At 73.9% G+C, this 17,302-nt stretch carries 13 protein-coding genes, 5 tRNA genes and 1 pseudogene; 10 read left to right on the top strand and 9 right to left on the bottom strand.

The genetic code is table 11. From position 1 onward, the window contains the following. Positions 1-86: 86 nt before the first annotated feature. A pseudogene (locus tag ACQEVS_RS16280) lies at positions 87-736 on the top strand (hypothetical protein). 58 nt (positions 737-794) lie between these two features. Here ACQEVS_RS16280 and ACQEVS_RS16275 read toward each other — a convergent pair. Continuing rightward, positions 795-1,526, bottom strand: coding sequence for an SLATT domain-containing protein (locus ACQEVS_RS16275; RefSeq protein ID WP_433021078.1), 732 nt, complete (start codon positions 1,524-1,526; stop codon positions 795-797). A 280-nt stretch (positions 1,527-1,806) separates the two neighbouring features. Between ACQEVS_RS16275 and purD the strand changes: the two genes are divergently transcribed. The 6 genes from purD to ACQEVS_RS16245 all read left to right on the top strand — a co-directional run bounded on the left by purD (position 1,807) and on the right by ACQEVS_RS16245 (position 10,279). Next, positions 1,807-3,051, top strand: coding sequence for a phosphoribosylamine--glycine ligase (gene purD / locus ACQEVS_RS16270; protein WP_433021076.1), 1,245 nt, complete (start codon positions 1,807-1,809; stop codon positions 3,049-3,051). A gap of 464 nt (positions 3,052-3,515) precedes the next feature. Further along, entirely contained in the window at positions 3,516-5,207 is a 1,692-nt protein-coding gene (locus tag ACQEVS_RS16265) for a hypothetical protein (protein WP_433027602.1), read from the top strand. A gap of 391 nt (positions 5,208-5,598) precedes the next feature. Next, on the top strand, positions 5,599-6,960 hold the full coding sequence (locus tag ACQEVS_RS16260) for a N,N-dimethylformamidase beta subunit family domain-containing protein (protein WP_433027599.1): 1,362 nt from the start codon (positions 5,599-5,601) through the stop codon (positions 6,958-6,960). 68 nt (positions 6,961-7,028) lie between these two features. Next, positions 7,029-7,931, top strand: coding sequence for a phosphoribosylaminoimidazolesuccinocarboxamide synthase (locus tag ACQEVS_RS16255; RefSeq protein ID WP_433021074.1), 903 nt, complete (start codon positions 7,029-7,031; stop codon positions 7,929-7,931). 243 nt (positions 7,932-8,174) lie between these two features. Next, a complete protein-coding gene (locus ACQEVS_RS16250) occupies positions 8,175-8,882 on the top strand; it encodes a response regulator transcription factor (RefSeq protein WP_433021071.1) in 708 nt (235 codons plus the stop codon). After that, the gene (locus tag ACQEVS_RS16245) at positions 8,879-10,279 is read left to right on the top strand and encodes an ATP-binding protein (protein WP_433021068.1); all 1,401 of its coding nucleotides are present in this window, start codon (positions 8,879-8,881) and stop codon (positions 10,277-10,279) included. The genes ACQEVS_RS16250 and ACQEVS_RS16245 overlap by 4 nt, the downstream gene beginning before the upstream one ends. A 53-nt stretch (positions 10,280-10,332) precedes the next feature. On the opposite strand, the gene ACQEVS_RS16240 is transcribed toward ACQEVS_RS16245, so the two are convergent. From ACQEVS_RS16240 to ACQEVS_RS16205, 8 genes are all read right to left on the bottom strand, one after another. After that, positions 10,333-10,405 (bottom strand) — tRNA-Gly (locus tag ACQEVS_RS16240). A 33-nt stretch (positions 10,406-10,438) separates the two neighbouring features. Continuing rightward, positions 10,439-11,044, bottom strand: a complete 606-nt coding sequence (locus ACQEVS_RS16235; RefSeq protein WP_433021064.1) for a response regulator transcription factor — start codon at positions 11,042-11,044, stop codon at positions 10,439-10,441. After that, positions 11,041-12,726 (bottom strand): histidine kinase, encoded by a 1,686-nt coding sequence (locus ACQEVS_RS16230; RefSeq protein WP_433021061.1) that lies wholly within the window; start codon positions 12,724-12,726, stop codon positions 11,041-11,043. The genes ACQEVS_RS16235 and ACQEVS_RS16230 overlap by 4 nt, the downstream gene beginning before the upstream one ends. Positions 12,727-12,762: 36 nt before the next feature. Continuing rightward, positions 12,763-12,838, bottom strand: a tRNA-Gly gene (locus ACQEVS_RS16225). 78 nt (positions 12,839-12,916) lie between these two features. Next, positions 12,917-12,988: transfer RNA gene (locus ACQEVS_RS16220), tRNA-Gly, on the bottom strand. Positions 12,989-13,027: 39 nt separating this feature from the next. Beyond that, positions 13,028-13,102: transfer RNA gene (locus tag ACQEVS_RS16215), tRNA-Gly, on the bottom strand. Between the two features lie 44 nt (positions 13,103-13,146). After that, positions 13,147-13,218, bottom strand: a tRNA-Gly gene (locus ACQEVS_RS16210). Positions 13,219-13,432: 214 nt separating this feature from the next. Beyond that, positions 13,433-13,750 carry a histone-like nucleoid-structuring protein Lsr2 gene (locus tag ACQEVS_RS16205; RefSeq protein ID WP_433021058.1) on the bottom strand — a complete coding sequence of 106 codons (318 nt, stop codon included), beginning with the start codon at positions 13,748-13,750 and terminating at the stop codon, positions 13,433-13,435. A 317-nt stretch (positions 13,751-14,067) separates the two neighbouring features. On the opposite strand from ACQEVS_RS16205, the gene purS reads away from it, so the two are divergent. From purS to purL, 3 genes are read left to right on the top strand one after another with little or no spacing between them, the layout of a single operon-like run. After that, on the top strand, positions 14,068-14,322 hold the full coding sequence (gene purS / locus ACQEVS_RS16200) for a phosphoribosylformylglycinamidine synthase subunit PurS (protein WP_004947817.1): 255 nt from the start codon (positions 14,068-14,070) through the stop codon (positions 14,320-14,322). Then, positions 14,319-14,999 carry a phosphoribosylformylglycinamidine synthase subunit PurQ gene (gene purQ, locus ACQEVS_RS16195; RefSeq protein WP_433021054.1) on the top strand — a complete coding sequence of 227 codons (681 nt, stop codon included), beginning with the start codon at positions 14,319-14,321 and terminating at the stop codon, positions 14,997-14,999. The genes purS and purQ overlap by 4 nt, the downstream gene beginning before the upstream one ends. Next, the gene (gene purL, locus ACQEVS_RS16190; RefSeq protein WP_433021051.1) at positions 14,996-17,245 is read left to right on the top strand and encodes a phosphoribosylformylglycinamidine synthase subunit PurL; all 2,250 of its coding nucleotides are present in this window, start codon (positions 14,996-14,998) and stop codon (positions 17,243-17,245) included. Before purQ ends, purL begins: the two co-directional genes overlap by 4 nt. Positions 17,246-17,302: the final 57 nt, after the last annotated feature.

Here is a 17,302-nt window from a genome sequence, read left to right as displayed (position 1 = left end):
TGTCCGTCGCCCCTGTGTGACAACCAGCTCAGCGGCACTACCCTGGCCCGACCATCGCACTGAAGGCGAACAGAGAGTGAGCTCACGTGGCATGTGACCTCTGGCTTGTCCCCCTCGTCGACGTGCTGTGCCACAGCCCCGACAACCCCTTCGCCGAAGAGATCGCCGTCTACGACCGGGCCCTCGGCGCGGCCGGCCTGCCCCCGTCCCCGTCTTCGGCTACATGCCGGGCCTGTCCGGGGACGTGGCCCCGGTCGCGGGCTTCGACTACGACGCGCTCCACTTCCTGCGCCGCGCCCACCTGCTGAACCTCTGCGGGCTGACCGTCACGCCGGTCGACGAACTCGGCGGGGACTACGAGCAGTTGCTGGAGATGTTCGAGACCACGGCCCAGCAGTCGCACCTGGTGTGGCACTACGACCACGCGGGCGCCTACGTGCCCGTCGACTTCACGCATCCGCTGACGAGCGACGAACTGCTGGAGGGCGGCGGACCGTTGGGATCCAGCCATGGTCTGCTGCGGGAACTCCTCAGCGTGGCACCGGTGCTCGGCATCGATCCGGACAATCCGCCGGCCGCTCCCGCCGCACCCCGGCAGCCCACGACCCTGGACGAACGGGCCGCCCCCGGGCCGGCGGACGACAGCCCGTTCGCGCGCGAACGGCACGTCTGGCTGGGGCTGCACGCGGCGGTCACGCGCAGCCTGGGCCAGGGCTCGATGATCGTGTTCAGCTAGCGGACCGGCGAAGACGTCCGGCCCGGTACTCGGCGTACCGGGCCGGACGCGTTCACCGTCAGCGGGGCGGCTCCGGCGGACGCTGCCGGGGCATGTTCGGCCGGGAGCCGGGCGGCAGCGGGAACCGGCCGACGGGCCCGCCGTTCTCCCCGCGCGGCCCCCACGCGACCAGCGACTGCGTCAGCAGGGGCGCGGGACCGGCCCGGAACTCCACCATCCAGTCGGCGGTTTCGGCCCGGACGAGCTCCGAGACGTCCTCCGAGAAACGGCGCAGGACCGTCAGGCAGCGCTCGGCCGCCTCGCTCGCCGTCCCCTCGGTCGGGCCGAGCACCTCGCGTACGCACTCCGACGCCCAGTCGAACTGCAGCGCCTCCAGCCGCCGTTGAACCGCCTGCGCCGTGGAGACCGCGCGCATCCAGCCCGTCGTCAGCCCGAAGTAGCGGTCGCAGGCGACGCACGCGACGGTGCCCAGCAGGGCGAGGAACGCCCAAGTGGAGCCCGAGCGGATGGCCTTCGTCAGCTCCAGCAGCGGCAGCGCGGCGCCGATGACGGCGAAGACCGCGGCGGCGATCCGCAGGATGCGGGCCCAACGGCGTTTCCAGGCGCGGTCGGCGAGATACCAGTCGGCGAGGAGCAGCGCGCCGCTCTCCACCCACCGGTACAGCTCGTCGAGTCGCTGAGCGGGCTCCCCCCAGTCGCCGAGCGGGAAGGTCCGGCCGCGCAGATCTCCCCGGTGCCTCCCGTCCTGCTCCTTGGGGAGCCCCTCGGGCTGCATCTCAGGCTGGCTCACCCCTGCACTCCCTCTACGCCGCTGCTGCTCCGTACCCCTGTCACCGCCTCTTTCCTACCGCCGAACGGTTGGCCTTGTGGACCGGATCGCTCCTTTGCCGCCCGTAAGTGCCAGGGAATCGGGTATAGGGGGCGATATCCCCCTCACCCGAAAGAGTGGGTGGCCTGTGTGGACGTGACGGGGCGGGTGCGGCGAAACGTTCTGACGAGGTCTGACGGGAGAAGTGGGGGAGCCGGGACGCACGGCGTTGATCGTTCCGGAAGGCAATAGGGTGACACCCGTGAAGGTCCTCGTCATCGGCGGCGGCGCCCGCGAACACGCCCTGTGCCGCTCCCTGTCCCTCGACCCCGACGTCACCGCCCTGCACTGCGCTCCCGGCAACGCCGGGATCGCCGAGACCGCCCAGGTGCACCCGGTCGACGCCCTCGACGGCGCGGCGGTGGCGGAACTGGCCGCCACCCTCGAAGCCGACCTCGTCGTCGTCGGCCCGGAGGCCCCGCTGGTCGCCGGGGTCGCCGACGCCGTCCGCGCGCGCGGCATCCCCGCCTTCGGGCCGTCCGCCGAGGCGGCGCGGCTGGAGGGCTCCAAAGCGTTCGCCAAGTCCGTCATGGCCTCGGCGAACGTGCCCACCGCCCGCAGCTACGTCTGCACCACCCCCGCCGAGATCGACACCGCGCTCGACGCGTTCGGCGCCCCCTACGTCGTCAAGGACGACGGCCTCGCGGCCGGCAAGGGTGTCGTCGTCACCCCCGACGTCGACGTCGCCCGCGCCCACGCGCTCGCCTGCGACCAAGTGGTGATCGAGGAGTTCCTGGACGGGCCGGAGGTGTCACTGTTCGCCGTCACCGACGGCGAGACGGTCGTCCCGCTCCAGCCCGCGCAGGACTTCAAGCGCGCCCTCGACGGCGATCAGGGGCCGAACACCGGCGGCATGGGCGCCTACTCCCCGCTGCCCTGGGCCGACCCCGGCCTGGTGGACGAGGTCCTGCGGACCGTGCTCCAGCCGACCGTCGACGAACTGCGGCGGCGCGGCACGCCCTTCTCCGGCCTGCTCTACGCGGGACTGGCGATCACCTCGCGCGGGGTACGGGTGATCGAGTTCAACGCGCGCTTCGGGGACCCGGAGACGCAGGTCGTGCTCGCGCGGTTGAAGACGCCGCTGGCGGGGCTGCTGCACGCTGCCGCGACCGGGGCGCTCGGGACGTTCCCGCCCCTGCGCTGGACGGACGACGCGGCGGTGACCGTCGTGGTCGCGTCGCACAACTACCCGGGGACGCCGCGTACCGGTGACGTCATCGAGGGGCTGGAGGAGGCGGCGGCCGTTTCCGACGCGTACGTCCTGCACGCGGGCACGGCTCGCGACGAGGCTTCCGGCGCCGTGGTCAGTGCCGGGGGGCGGGTGCTGTCCGTGACGGCCACGGGTTCCGGGATTCCCGTGGCGCGGGAGCGGGCTTACGAGGCGGTGGCGCTGGTGCGGATGCGCGGGGCGCAGTACCGGACGGATATCGCGGCGGGTAAGGAGTAGTCCCCGGCGTCGGGCCGCGCCTGCGGCGGGCTGTGCCCCGGTCCCACCCCTTCGCCGATTCCTGGGGCTGTGCCCCAGCCCCCCCTTGTCGCGGCTTCGCCGCTCGTCCTCAAACGCCGGACGGGCTGACTATTCAGCCCGTCCGGCGTTTGAGGACAACCGCGCGAAGCGCGGTTTCGGGGGGTGCGGGGGCTGGCCCTCGCAAGAAACGGTGAAAGGGCGGGACCGGGGCACCAGCCCGCCGCAGGCGCCCCCACCCCATGCCCGAACCCTTGGGCATAGCCATTCCATCGAGTGACCGATCCGCCAACCGGCTGACGAACGCCCCACGCCCCACTAGGGTGCCGCGCAGGCCGACCGCCGCGACGTCCGGCAACTGGCCCACCGGCATTGCGATGTCAGAGGCCGGTGCCACAGTGGGGGGTGGTAACTGGCGGACGGAGCACTACAGGCGACTGGGGGTGATCGGTCTCGTGGCAGGTACGGAAGCCGGCGCGCACACCGCGCGTCTCAGGGCCCTGGCGGTCCTGCGCGTCCGCAGCACCGCGCTCGCCGTCGCCCTGCTGCCCGCGGCGGCCGCCGTGGTGCTGCTGGCCGGCACGCTCATGGGCCGGTTCCCGGACGGCAGCGTCGGGGACGCGGCCCGTCCCGCCGTCGTCGCCGCGGCCCTCGCCGCGCTGGCCGTCGCCGGCGTCGTCGCCGCCGTGGTGGCCCGGGCCCGGCCCGCGCTCAGCCCCACCGTGCCGATCCCCGAGGAGACCGCCCCGGACCTCTACCGCCTGGTGCGCGACCTCGCGGACCGGATGGACGTCCCGGCCCCCTCGGCCATAGCGCTCACCCCGGACTGCGACAGCTGGCTGGAGGACCGCACCCACCCGGCGCACCGCGCCGCCCTGTCCGGGTCCCCGGCCGGACGCACGGGAACGCTGCCGCGCCGCCGGACGTCCACCGCGCCGGTCCTGGTGATCGGCTCGCCGTTCCTGTGGTGGATGCGCGTCGCCGAGCTGCGCGCCCTGCTGGCCCCGGTGGTGGCGGGCACCGGCCCGTCCGCCCATCCGGACATAGCGGCCGCCCGCCGCTTCGTCCGCGGCCTCGACGCGGCCGTCGCGGTCGCCGCGGGCCGCCCGCTGCTGGCCTTCGTGGGCTGGGCGGCCCGCCTCCTGCTGCGCTCCTGCCGCGAGCACGCCGCCGAGATGGAACGCGGCGTCGCGGCGGCGGCGTCCGAGCGCGCCCAGACCGTCGACTACGGGCTGCGGGTCGTCGCCCAGGAACAGGTCGGCCTGGCCTACGCGGGCTGGGACCGGCTGCTCAACCGGGTTGCGCTGCCCGCCTGGCGGATGGGCCGCTGGCCGTCGCGGCTGGACGCGGGCGTCGTCTCGGCGCTCACCGAGCTGTCCCGCCGGGACCGGCTCGCGGAGGGCTTCGCCTCCCGGCTGGGCGAACGGCCCGCCTGCGACCTCCTGGAGGAGCCGGGCGTCATCGACGAGGCGGCTTCCCTGCTGGCCGCCCGGCTGTTCCACGGCGGGCCGCCGGAGCCGGGCCCCGACTGGTCCCCGGTGAGCTGGAGCCAGTACCCGGAGGAGGTCGTGGACCGCAAATGGCGGGTGGAGGCGGCCCGGCTGCACCGCGTCCTGGAGGACGTCCTCGACGACGTCACGGTCCCCGGCGCCGCGCCGGCCCTGCCGCCCGTCCAGGACGGCGCCGCCACCCCCGCCCCACCCGTCCCGCCGACCGTGGACCGCGTCCTCGACCGCCTCACCGGCCCGGCCGGCCCGGGCGTGGGGGAGAGGCTGGGCCACCGGCTCAGCGCCGAACTCGCCCGTGAGGCCGGCGCCGGCCCCGAGACCCCGCCGGCCACCTGCGAACCGGGCCTCGCCGGCCTCGCCCCGCTGTTCCCGCTCCAGCCCCCGCGCAGCGGCCGCGAGCTGCTCACCGACCACGTGACGGCGATGATCTGCTGCGCCGCCGTCGACACCGCGGGCGCCACCCCCGGCCTGGACTGGCTCGACGGCCCCGCCCTCCTCGTCGGCGGCACCCGCCGCGCCGACCTGGCCCGCACCGTCCTCTCCCTGATCGAGGACGGCGACGGCGAACCCCTGCGCGCCTGGCTGGGCGAGGTCGGGGTCCGCCCGGAAAAACCCGTACGGCTGGGCTGAGGACGCGGGGGGCGGCGTGAACGAGGGGGGCGCGAACGGCCTGGACGATCGCGAAGACCGCCGCCACCGGTCCGCCCGGACGGCCGACGCGGCCCGCGAACGGCCCCGGGACCGCACCCCCGGCCGAACCACCCGCGAATCCCCCGCACCCGGCCCGATCGAAGCGTCCGCCGCCGGCCCGGTCCACGACGCGATGCAGGCCCCGCCGCCGGGCGGCAGCCGGGCCGGGGCGGGCCGCGTCCCGCCGGGCGAGGCGGCAGGGACGGCCTCGCGGGCCCCCGCACCCGCCCGCGGCCGGCGCCGTCCGCGCGTTCCGGCGGCCCCGGAGGCGGCCGGGCCCGGCCCGGCCGGCGCGGGCCGCGTCGCCCGCGGCGCCTGGGAGTCCGCCGCCATGGCCCGGGCCGCGGCCGACCCCTTCCCCGAGGCCCCGCTCACCTGGCTCGACGGTTCCACGACGGCCGACCCCCGCCCCTGGTACGCCACCGCCGACGACGTCCGCCGCCCCATCCGCGGCTTCACCTCCGACACCGCCGTCGCCCCCGGCGAGTCCGTGGCCTTCCGGGTCACCGTGGAGCCCCCGCGGCCGTTCACCGTCGAGGTGTACCGCGTCGGCCACTACGCGGGCCACGGCGCCGCGCGGATGGCCGTCAGTCCGCCGCTGGACGGGCTGGCGCAGCCGGCGCCGCTGGTGGTGGGGCGGGCCGTGGCCTGCCACCACTGGTGGCGGTCCTGGCGGCTGGACGTGCCGCCGCACTGGCCGCCGGGCGCGTACGTCGCCGTCCTCGCCACGGCCGACGGGGAGCGGGCGCACGTCCCGTTCACCGTCCGCGACGGCACCTCCGCCGACCTGCTGCTCGTCCTTCCCGACCTCACCTGGCACGCGCACAACGTCTATCCCGAGGACGGCCGCACCGGTGCCGGGCTGCGGCACGCCTGGGACGAGCGGGGCCGGCTGCTCGGGGAGGCGGACGCGGCCGTCACCGTCAGCGCCGACCGCCCGTACGCGGGCACCGGTCTGCCGCCCGACGTCGGGCCCGTGTACGACGTCATCCGCTGGGCCGAGCGCTACGGCTACGACCTCGGCTACGCCCACGCCACCGACCTGCACGCCGGCCGCGTCGACCCCACCCGCTACCGCGGCCTGGTCTTCCCCGGCCCGGACCGGTACTGGACCGCTCCGTTGCGCCGCGCCGTCGAGGCCGCCCGCGACGCCGGCACCTCGCTCGTCTTCCTCGGCGCCGGCGCCCTGGCCCGGCAGGTCGTGACGGCGCCCTCGCCGGCCGGCCCCGACCGGCTGCTGACCTGCCGCAGGCAGCGCTCCGGCGGCCGGGCCGCGCCCTGGCGCGACACCGCCCCCGAGCAGCAGCTGCTCGGCATCCAGCACGCCGGCCGCGTCCCCCGCCCCGCCCCCCTCGTCGTCCGCAACACCGACCACTGGCTGTGGGAGTGCACCGGCGCCGCCGAGGGCGACGAGCTGCCCGGCCTGGTCGCGGGCGACGCCGACCGCTACCACCCGCGCACCGCCCTGCCCCCGCACTCCGAACGCATCCTGCTCGCCCACTCCCCGTACCGCGACGCCGACGGGGTCCGCCGCCACCAGGAGACCTCCCTCTACCGGACACCCGGCGGCGCCCTGGTCTTCGCCTCCGGCACCTCCGGCTGGGCCCCGGCCCTGGACCGGCCCGGCCACGCCGACCCACGTGTCCAGCGCGCCACCGCCAACCTCCTGGACCACATCTGCAAACGGGCCTGACCCCCGGTCCGGCCGGGCAGGCGTATACGGCAGAATCGAGGCGTTTGGACAAACCACCAGGAGGACGCGTGTCCGGATTCGTCGAGAAGCCCGAACCCGTAGAGGTGCCGGGCCTTGTGCATCTGCACACCGGCAAGGTGCGCGACCTCTACCGGGACGCGGAAGGCCGGCTGGTGATGGTCGCCAGCGACCGCATGTCCGCCTACGACTGGGTGCTGCCCACCGAGATCCCGGACAAGGGCCGCATCCTCACCCAGCTGTCCCTGTGGTGGTTCGAGCGCCTCACCGACCTCGTCCCGCACCACGTCCTCTCCACCGAGCTGCCGCCCGGCGCCCCCGCCGACTGGGCGGGCCGCACCCTCGTGTGCCGCTCCCTGGACATGCTCCCGGTCGAGTGCGTGGCCCGCGGCCACCTCGCCGGCTCCGGGCTGCGCGAGTACGAGGAGAACCGCACCGTCTGCGGCCTCGCCCTCCCCGAGGGCCTGACCGACGGCGCCGAACTCCCCTCGCCGATCTTCACCCCCGCCACCAAGGCGGAGGTCGGCGAGCACGACGAGAACGTCTCCTACGAGGAGGTGGCCCGGCGCGTCGGCGCCGAGACGGCCGCCGAACTCCGCCAGATCACCCTCGCCGTCTACGACCGCGCCCGGGGCATCGCCCGGGACCGCGGCATCGTCCTGGCCGACACCAAGTTCGAGTTCGGCCGGGCGGAGGACGGCGAGCTGATCCTCGCGGACGAGGTCCTGACCCCGGACTCCTCCCGCTTCTGGCCCGCCGACCAGTGGCAGCCGGGCCGTCCGCAGCCGTCGTTCGACAAGCAGTACATCCGCGACTGGCTCACCTCGCCCGCCGCCGGCTGGGACCGGCACGGCCAACTGCCGCCGCCCCCGCTGCCCGAGGACGTCGTCGAGCAGACGCGCTCCCGCTACGTGGAGGCGTACGAGCGGCTGACGCTCACCCGCTGGACGTGACGGGCTGACCGGCCGGCGGGCTGACGGACGCGAGTGGGCCTCGGCGGCCGGCACCCCGGGCCCGTCGTCGCAAAGGATGTGGCGGTCCGCCGGACGCGGGCGGGCCGTCGGACGCGGCGGGCTCATCCGGGCCCGCCCGGCCCGGTGACCGCGGCGGAGTCCCGGCAGAGTCCTAAGAGGTCTCTCAGACTCCCTCTGCCACAGTGGGGCACCATGGCCGCTCCTGTCCCTCCCGTCAGCCCCATGAGCCCCGCCGTGCTCGTCGTCGACGACGACCCCGACGTCCGCGCCGCCGTCGTCGACGGCCTCGCCGTCGAGGGCTACGACGTCCGCGACGCCGCCGACGGGCTCGCGGCCCTGTCCGCCGTGGCCGTCGCCCCGCCCGCCGCGATCGTCCTCGACCTCGCCATGCCCGTCCTCGACGGCCTCGCCGTCTGCCGCCGGCTGCGCGAACTCGGCGACCGCACGCCCATCCTCGTCCTCACCGCCCGCGACGCCGTCTCCGACCGGGTCGCGGGCCTGGACGCCGGGGCCGACGACTACCTCGTCAAACCGTTCGCCCTCGATGAGTTGCTGGCCCGGCTGCGCGCCCTGCTGCGCCGCGCGTCCCCGGGACCGTCCGGTACGGCCGACGGGCCCGGGGACGCGCCCGGCCGGCTCGGGTACGCCGACCTCACCGTGGACCCCGCCACCCGCACCGGCGAGCGCGGCGGAACACCCCTGGAGTTCACCCGCACCGAGTTCACCCTGCTGGAACTGTTCCTCCGCCACCCCGGCCAGGTACTGCCCCGCGACACCATCCAGCAGCACGTCTGGGGCGCCGACTTCGGCCCCGAGTCCAACTCCCTCTCCGTCTACATCGGTTACCTGCGCCGCAAGCTGGAGGCGGACGGCGCGCCCCGCCTGCTGCACACGGTGCACGGCATCGGCTACCGGCTGGCCGACCGGTGATCCCCAGGGCGTTCCGCCGCCGCCCGCTGCGCACCCGCCTGGCCGTCGTCACCTCCGCCGCCGTGGCGCTCGTCGCGCTGGGCGTGCTCGCCGCCGCCTACGTGGTGATCCGCTACGAGATCAGGAACCAGCTCGACCTCCAGCTCAAGCAGCAGTCCGGCACCCTCGCCCAGCAGGCGCGCGGCGGCGGCACCGGCGTGCTCTACGCCGAGTGCGCCTGGCTGGCCGCCCCCGCCTGCGCCCAGGTCGTCCCCGCCGACCCGGCCGCGCCCGGGCAGCGCGGCCTGGTGCTGCCGGTCACCGGCGCCACCCGCCGCGTCGCCGCCGGCACCCTCGGCGCCTACTACAGCGACATCGTCCGCGACGGCCGCTCGCTGCGGATGCTCACCTCCCCGCTCGGCCAGGGCCGCGCGCTGCAGGTGGCGGTCCGTTCGGACACCGTCGACAAGGGCGTGGAGCAGGCCGGACTGCTGCTCGGCGCGGTCGGCGGCGCCGGGGTGCTGCTGGCGGCCGGCCTCGGCTACGCCGCGTCCCGGACCGCCCTGCGCCCGGTCTCCCGGCTCACCGTCACCGCCGAACGCATCGCCGCCACCCGCGACCCGGCCCACCGGATCACCCTGCCGCCGGACGGCAAGCGGCCCCGGGACTCCCAGGACTCGCACGACGAGATCACCCGGCTCGCCACCAGTTTCAACACCATGCTGGCCGAACTGGAGGACGCGGTCGCGGCCCAGCGCCGGCTCGTCGCCGACGCCTCGCACGAACTGCGCACCCCGCTCACCGCCCTCCGCACCAACGCCGAACTCCTCGCCCGCGCCGAACGGCTCACCCCCGCCCAGCGCGACCGCGCGGCCGGCGCCCTCGGCCGCCAGCTCCGCGAGGTGACCGGCCTCGTCAACGACCTGATCGAGCTGGCCCGCGACGAGGAACCGCGCCAACTCGTGGAGCGGGTACGGCTCGACCTGCTCACCGAGAGCTGTGTGGCCGCCGCGCGCGGTCACTGGCCGGCCACCCCCTTCACCCTGCACATCGGGAACGCGGCGGACCTCACCGTGCCGGGCGTCCCCGCCCGGCTCGCCCGGCTGCTCGCCAACCTGCTGGACAACGCCGCCAAGTTCAGCCCGCCCGGCGCCGCCGTCGAGGTACGCCTGGACCGGCGCCCGGACGCGGTGGACCTCACCGTCCGCGACCACGGGCCGGGCATCTCCGACGAGGACCGGCCGCACGTCTTCGACCGCTTCTACCGCTCCCGGCAGGCCCGCGCCCTGCCCGGCTCGGGACTCGGCCTGGCCATGGCCCGGCAGATCGCCCGCGCGCACGGCGCGGAACTCACGGCGGAACGGCCGCCGAGCGGCCCGGGCGCCCTCTTCCGTCTCCGCTTCCCGGCCGTGGAGTGAACCACCGGCACACGACGAAGGCCCCGGTCACCAGGACCGGGGCCTTCACTCTGAGCGGACGACGAGGCTCGAACTCGCGACCTCAACCTTGGCAAGGTTGCGCTCTACCAACTGAGCTACGTCCGCATGCTCCGCGCGTTCCGTGCGGTGCGGGTACCACTATAGCCAACCCTGAGACCGTGCGATGCGCGCCGCCGCGTGCCGGTTCTCCGCACCCAGCTTCGCCGCCGCCGCGGAGAGGTAGTTCCGGACCGTCCCCGGCGTCAGCCGGGCCCGCTCCGCGATCTCCGCGATCGGGGCCCCGTCCTCCGCCAGCTCCAGCAGCTCGGCCTCCCGCGCGGTCAGCGGAGAGTCACCCGCGCTGATCGCGTCGGCCGCCAACTCCGGGTCGACATAACGGCTTCCCCCGTGCACGGTACGGATGATCTCGGCGAGCCGCCGGGCCGAGACGGTCTTCGGGACGAACCCCCGGACACCCGCCTCCAGGGCCCGCTTCAGATGCCCGGGCCGCCCGTGCCCCGTCACGATCATGGAGCGGCAGCCGGGGACTTCGGCCCGCAGGGCTGTGGCCACTGTCACACCGTCCGCCCCCGGCATCTGGAGATCCAGCACCGCCACATCGGGCCGGTGCGCCCGCGCCATGGCGATCGCCTCCGTCCCCGAGGCGGCCTCCGCGACCACCCGGAGATCGTCCTCCAGGCCCAGGAGGGCGGCGAGGGCGCCCCGGATGAGGTGCTCGTCGTCGGCGAGGAGCAGGGTGATCACGTGTTTCCTCCAGGGGTACGGGTGAGGGCGGCGGCTCCGGACCGGGCGACCGGCCCCCCGTTCACGGCCCGTTCCCCGTCCTCCGGCCTTTCCGTCTCAGGCCGCCCGACGGCCTGCCCTTCCGCCCCGGGCGGCCCGCCGGCCGGCGCGTTCGGCCCGCCGGCCACGGCCCCGGAAACGACGGCTCCTGGAACGCCGGCCATGGGAACGCCGGCCATGGGAACGCCGGCCATGGGAACGGCAGCCACGGGAACGCCCTCCGCGGGAATGTCCCCCACAGGAACGTCCGCCGCGGCAATGTCCGACACCGGAACGCCGCCCGCCGGAACCTCCACCCCCACGACATCCGTCACAGCGCCCTCCTCCACCACCGGCGGCACCTCCACCGCCGCCAGCGGCACCTCCACCGTCAGCCGGAACATCCCCCGGCCCCGGCATCCGGCCTCCAACGTGCCCCCGAGAGCCGTCACCCGCTCCCGCAGCCCCGCCAGCCCGGAACCACCCGAACCACCCGAACCACCCGAGTCACCCGAACCACCCGAGCCGCCCCGCTCGTCGGGGGCCCCGTCGTTCTCCATCACCAGCGCCACCGTCGCCCCGCCGACCCGCAGCCGTACCGTGCAGCGCCGCGCTTCCGCGTGCCGCAGCACGTTCGTCGTGCCCTCGCGCACGACCCACGCCAGGACGGACTGCACCGGGTCCGGGAGCGCGTCCCCCGAGGCGTCGTCGATGCGGCAGGCGATCCCCGCCGCGCCCAGTACGCCGCGCGCGCCGACGAGTTCCGTGTGCAGGTCGGCCTGCCGGTAGCCGCGTACGAGCTCGCGCATGTCGCGCTGCGCGTCCCGCGCGATGCGCTGCACCTCGGCCATCTGCTCCAGCGCGGCAGGCGAGCCGCGGTGGGCGAGCTCGGCCGCGAGCTCGCTCTTGAGGGCGATCACGGTGAGGTTGCGCCCGAGTACGTCGTGCATGTCCCGGCCGAAGCGCAGCCGTTCCTCCGCGACGGCCAGCCGCGCCTGGACGGTCCGGGCGTTGTCCGCCTCCCACATCACCGCCAGCATCCAGCCCGTGGTGCGCACGGTGGCCAGCGACCACAGGGCGGCGAGCCAGACCATCACCATGGTGATCGCCGCGCCGACGGGCCGGCCGCCGAACGGCAGGACGGCGACGGCCGCCGCGACGCCGCCCAGCAGGCACCACCACAGGTACGTCCGCACCCGGGGCGCCACCAGGCTGAGCGAGCCGAAGAAGACCAGCGCCCCGCCCATCAGCACCATGGGCCGCGACGTGAGGTGCTCCGGCCCGTCCGCCCGCACCAGGGCGACCAGCTGCACCACGGAGAGGAAGAGGAGCGCGCCGGAGAGGGCGATCCACCGCCAGGGCGCGGGACGGCGCATCCGGTAGTGCTCCAGTGCCCGCCGGAACAGGACCATGCCCACACCGCACTGCGCCCAGCCGAGCAGCAGCAGGACGACGTCACCGGTCCGGAAGCCGCCGGGGGCGCCGAAGAGGGCGAGGGTGGGGGTGAACGGGAAGAGGCCGGGCAGCAGATACATCGTCCAGCGCATATAGCTGTCGACCTGGGCGATCCTGCTGCGCCCCCGCCAGCCGCCGACGCGCGTCCGTACCCCCGCGACGCCCTTGGCCCCCGCGGCCCCCATGATCGACCCCCTGTCGTCGGACATGAAAAAACCCCGGCCACGGGGACCGGGGTCTTTCTCTGGAGCGGACGACGAGGCTCGAACTCGCGACCTCAACCTTGGCAAGGTTGCGCTCTACCAACTGAGCTACGTCCGCATGCTCCCGACCGGCTTCACCGGGCGGTGCGAACACCACTCTACCTGATCCACCGGGGTGGTCGGGACGAGCGATGAGAGCGGGTGACAGGGATCGCACACTGCGCCTCCCCCTTGGAAAGGGGGCGCTCTACTACTGAGCTACACCCGCGAGACCATCCTCCGGCCACGTATGTGGCCGGTGAACGGCTGGAGCGGGTGACAGGAATCGCACACTGCGCCTCCCTCTTGGAAAGAGGGCGCTCTACTACTGAGCTACACCCGCGCGTCCACCCATCAGGCCGCCGAAGCGGACCGATGAACGGCGAGAGCGGGTGACAGGGATCGCACACTGCGCCTCCCCCTTGGAAAGGGGGCGCTCTACTACTGAGCTACACCCGCGCGTCTCGTGGGGTTTCGGCCTTTCGGCCTCGCCCCTCGGCGTGCTCCAGACTCTAGCGGATCATGCGGGGGGGAATGCAAATCCGGTGCGGGGACCGGGATCTGAGGGGTGGCCGGATCCGGATGCCGGGCTCCGGCGGCCGGGCGGGGTTCACCCCTGCGGGGGGCCGCGGGGCGGGGGCGGTGCCGGCCGCGCCGCCCCCGTCCCCGGCCGTCAGTTCGCGGACTCGAACGCCTCGTAGACCTTCTTCGGGATCCGGCCCCGCGGCGGGACGTCCATGCCGTGCGAGCGGGCCCAGGCCCGGACCGCCGCCGGGTCCGGCTCGACGGAGGTGCGGCGGTACGCCTTCCCGGAACGGGAGCGCTTCCGGCCTGCGTCCAGGTAAGGCTCCAGCGCGTGCCGGAGTTTCTTCGCATTGGCGGTGCTGAGGTCGATCTCGTACGACTTGCCGTCGATGCCGAAGGTGACGGTCTCCGCGGCCTCGCCCCCGTCGATGTCATCAAAGAGCGTCACTACCACACGCTGCGCCACGGAATGGGTCCTTTCAGCCTGTACCGCCGCGCTGACCTGCGGCGATGCATGGGTTTAGGTGGTTCTCGGGCAATGCCTTTTCCGGCGTTCCACAAAGGGTATTGCCTGACGGGGCCCAGTTAATTCCGTCGGCCCGCCCGGGTGCAATGGGAACCGTGTGGTCTTCCGGGGTTTTTCCCGGATTTTTTCGACGGGAGCCGGTGCGGAGGGCGCGGTAAAGCGCTCGGAGCGCCCGTGATATCTACCCGCGTAGATTTTCGAGGGCGGTACGCTGGCTTCACCGCTTCAGCTCACGCACCACACCACCGGGAGTGCCAGTGGCACGCGTCGTAGTCGACGTCATGCTCAAGCCGGAGATCCTCGACCCGCAGGGGCAGGCGGTGCAGCGCGCGCTGCCACGCCTTGGCTTCGAGGGGATCGCCGACGTCCGTCAGGGCAAGCGCTTTGAACTCGAGGTGGAGGGCCCGGTCGACGACGCCGCCCTCGCCCGGATCCACGAGATGGCGGAAACGTTTCTCGCCAACACCGTGATCGAGGACTTCACCGTTCGAGTCGAGCAGGCCGGCTCGTGACGGCACGCGTAGGGGTCGTCACCTTCCCCGGCACCCTCGACGACCGTGACACCCAGCGCGCCATCCGCATCGCCGGCCTGGAGCCCGTACCCCTCTGGCACCGCGACAAGGACCTCCACCAGGTCGACGCGGTCGTCCTGCCCGGCGGCTTCTCCTACGGCGACTACCTGCGGGCCGGCGCCATCTCCCGCTTCTCGCCGGTGATGGAGACCGTCATCGAGCAGGCGAAGGGCGGCCTGCCCGTCCTCGGCATCTGCAACGGCTTCCAGGTCCTCACCGAGACCCACCTGCTGCCCGGCGCGATGCTCCGCAACAACCACCTGCACTTCATCTGCCGCGACCAGAAGCTCCGCGTCGAGAACGCGGACACCGCCTGGACGGCCGACTACGAGGCGGGCCAGGAGATCTCCGTCCCGCTGAAGAACATCGACGGCCGCTACGTGGCCGACGAGCGGACCCTGGACGAGCTGGAGGCCGAGGGCCGGGTGGTCTTCCGCTACCTGGACGGCAACCCCAACGGCTCGCTCCGCGACATCGCCGGCATCACCAACGCCGCCGGCAACGTCGTCGGCCTGATGCCGCACCCCGAGCACGCGGTCGAGCCGCTGATCGGCACCGGCCGCACCGACGGTCTCGGATTCTTCACCTCGCTCCTCAAGAAGCTGGTCAACGCATGAGCCTGGACACGGTCAAGCACGCGGCCGAGACCCCGGACACCGCCCAGCCCTGGGCCGAACTCGGTCTCAAGCAGGACGAGTACGAGCGCATCCGCGCCATCCTCGGCCGCCGCCCCACCGGCGCCGAGCTCGCCATGTACTCCGTGATGTGGTCCGAGCACTGCTCGTACAAGAGCAGCAAGGTGCACCTCCGCCAGTTCGGCGAGAAGGCCCCCGAAAACGACGCGCTTCTCGTCGGCATCGGCGAGAACGCCGGCGTCGTCGACGTCGGCCAGGGCTACGCGGTCACCTTCAAGGTGGAGTCGCACAACCACCCGTCGTACATCGAGCCCTACCAGGGCGCGGCCACCGGCATCGGCGGCATCGTCCGCGACATCCTCGCCATGGGCGCCCGCCCGGTCGCCGTGATGGACCCGCTGCGCTTCGGCGCCGCCGACCACCCGGACACCAAGCGCGTCCTGCCGGGCGTCGTCGCGGGCATCGGCGGCTACGGCAACTGCCTGGGCCTGCCCAACATCGGCGGCGAGGTCGTCTTCGACCCCTGCTACCAGGGCAACCCGCTGGTCAACGCGCTCTGCGTGGGCGTGATGAAGCACGAGGACATCCACCTCGCCAAGGCGTCCGGCACCGGCAACAAGGTCGTCCTCTACGGCGCCCGCACCGGCGGCGACGGCATCGGCGGCGTCTCCGTCCTCGCGTCGGAGACCTTCGACTCGACCGGCCCGGCCAAGCGCCCGGCCGTCCAGGTCGGCGACCCCTTCCAGGAGAAGCTCCTCATCGAGTGCACGCTGGAGCTCTTCCGCGAGGACCTCGTCGAGGGCATCCAGGACCTCGGCGGCGCCGGCCTCTCCTGTGCCACCAGCGAGCTGGCCTCGGCCGGTTCCGGCGGCATGCGCGTCGAGCTGGACACCGTCCCGCTGCGCGACGCCACGCTCTCGCCCGAGGAAATCCTCATGAGCGAGTCGCAGGAGCGCATGTGCGCGATCGTCGAACCCGGCAAGATCGACCGCTTCCTGGAGATCTGCGAGAAGTGGGACGTCATCGCCACCGTCATCGGTGAGGTCACCGACGGCGAGCGGCTGGAGATCTTCTGGCACGGCGAGCAGATCGTCGACGTCCCGCCGCGCACCGTCGCCCACGAGGGCCCGGTCTACGAGCGCCCGTACGCCCGCCCCGAGTGGCAGGACGCCCTCCAGGCCGACGACGCGGCCAAGCTGCCCCGGCCGGAGACGGCCGAGGAGCTGCGCGCCCAGGTCCTGAAGGTCGTCGCGTCCCCGAACCAGGCGTCCAAGTCCTGGATCACCGGCCAGTACGACCGCTTCGTCCAGGGCAACACGGTCCTCGCCCAGCCCGAGGACTCCGGCATGGTCCGGATCGACGAGGAGACCGGCCTCGGCGTCGCCGTCGCCACGGACGGCAACGGCCGCTACGCCAAGCTCGACCCGTACGCGGGCGCGCAGTTGGCGCTGGCGGAGTCGTACCGCAACGTGGCCGCCACCGGCGCCCGCCCGCTGGCCATCTCCAACTGCCTCAACTTCGGCTCCCCCGAGGACCCGGGCGTCATGTGGCAGTTCGCCGAGGCCACCCGCGGCCTCGCGGACGGCTGCCTGGAACTCGGCACGCCGGTCACCGGCGGCAACGTCTCCCTGTACAACCAGACCGGCGAGACCGCCATCCACCCGACGCCGGTCGTCGCCGTCCTGGGCGTCATCGACGACGTCGCCCGCCGCACGCCGATGGCCTTCGCCGAGGAGGGCCAGCTCCTCTACCTCCTGGGCGACACCAAGGACGAACTGGGCGGCTCCGCCTGGTCCCAGGTGATCCACGACCACCTCGGCGGCCTGCCGCCGGCCGTGGACCTGGCCCGCGAGAAGCTCCTCGCCGAAATCCTGATCTCGGCCTCCCGCGACGGGATGGTGGACGCGGCGCACGACCTGTCCGACGGCGGTCTCGTCCAGGCGGTCGTGGAGTCCTGCCTGCGGGGAGGGAAGGGCGCGCGCCTGGTCGTCCCGGACGGCCTCGACGCGTTCACGTTCCTGCTCTCGGAGTCGGCGGGACGGGCGGTGGTGTCGGTGCCGCGGAGCGAGGAGCTTCGCTTCACGGACATGTGCGGGGCGCGGGGCTTGCCGGCGACGCGGATCGGTGTCGTCGACGGTGATTCCCTGGACGTGCAGGGGCACTTCGAGCTGCCGCTGGCGGAGCTGCGCGAGGCGCACGAGGCGACGCTGCCGGGGCTGTTCGGGTAGGAACCGTGCTCTGCGGCGACCTCAAACGCCGGGCGGGCTGACTGTTCAGCCCGTCCG

Source organism: Streptomyces sp. CA-181903 (assembly GCF_050937075.1).
In the GTDB taxonomy this organism is placed as follows: Bacteria; Actinomycetota; Actinomycetes; order Streptomycetales; family Streptomycetaceae; genus Streptomyces.
Note: the sequence above shows the minus strand (reverse complement) of the source record. Positions and strands in the feature narration are given on the sequence as shown.

What these genes read in the sequence shown, in the direction of transcription:
- ACQEVS_RS16230 (WP_433021061.1), bottom strand. Translation starts at nt 12,726, where the DNA reads ATGTCCGACGACAGGGGGTCGATCATGGGGGCCGCGGGGGCCAAGGGC.
- ACQEVS_RS16250 (WP_433021071.1), top strand. Translation starts at nt 8,175, where the DNA reads ATGAGCCCCGCCGTGCTCGTCGTCGACGACGACCCCGACGTCCGCGCC.
- ACQEVS_RS16260 (WP_433027599.1), top strand. Translation starts at nt 5,599, where the DNA reads ATGGCCCGGGCCGCGGCCGACCCCTTCCCCGAGGCCCCGCTCACCTGG.
- purL (WP_433021051.1), top strand. Translation starts at nt 14,996, where the DNA reads ATGAGCCTGGACACGGTCAAGCACGCGGCCGAGACCCCGGACACCGCC.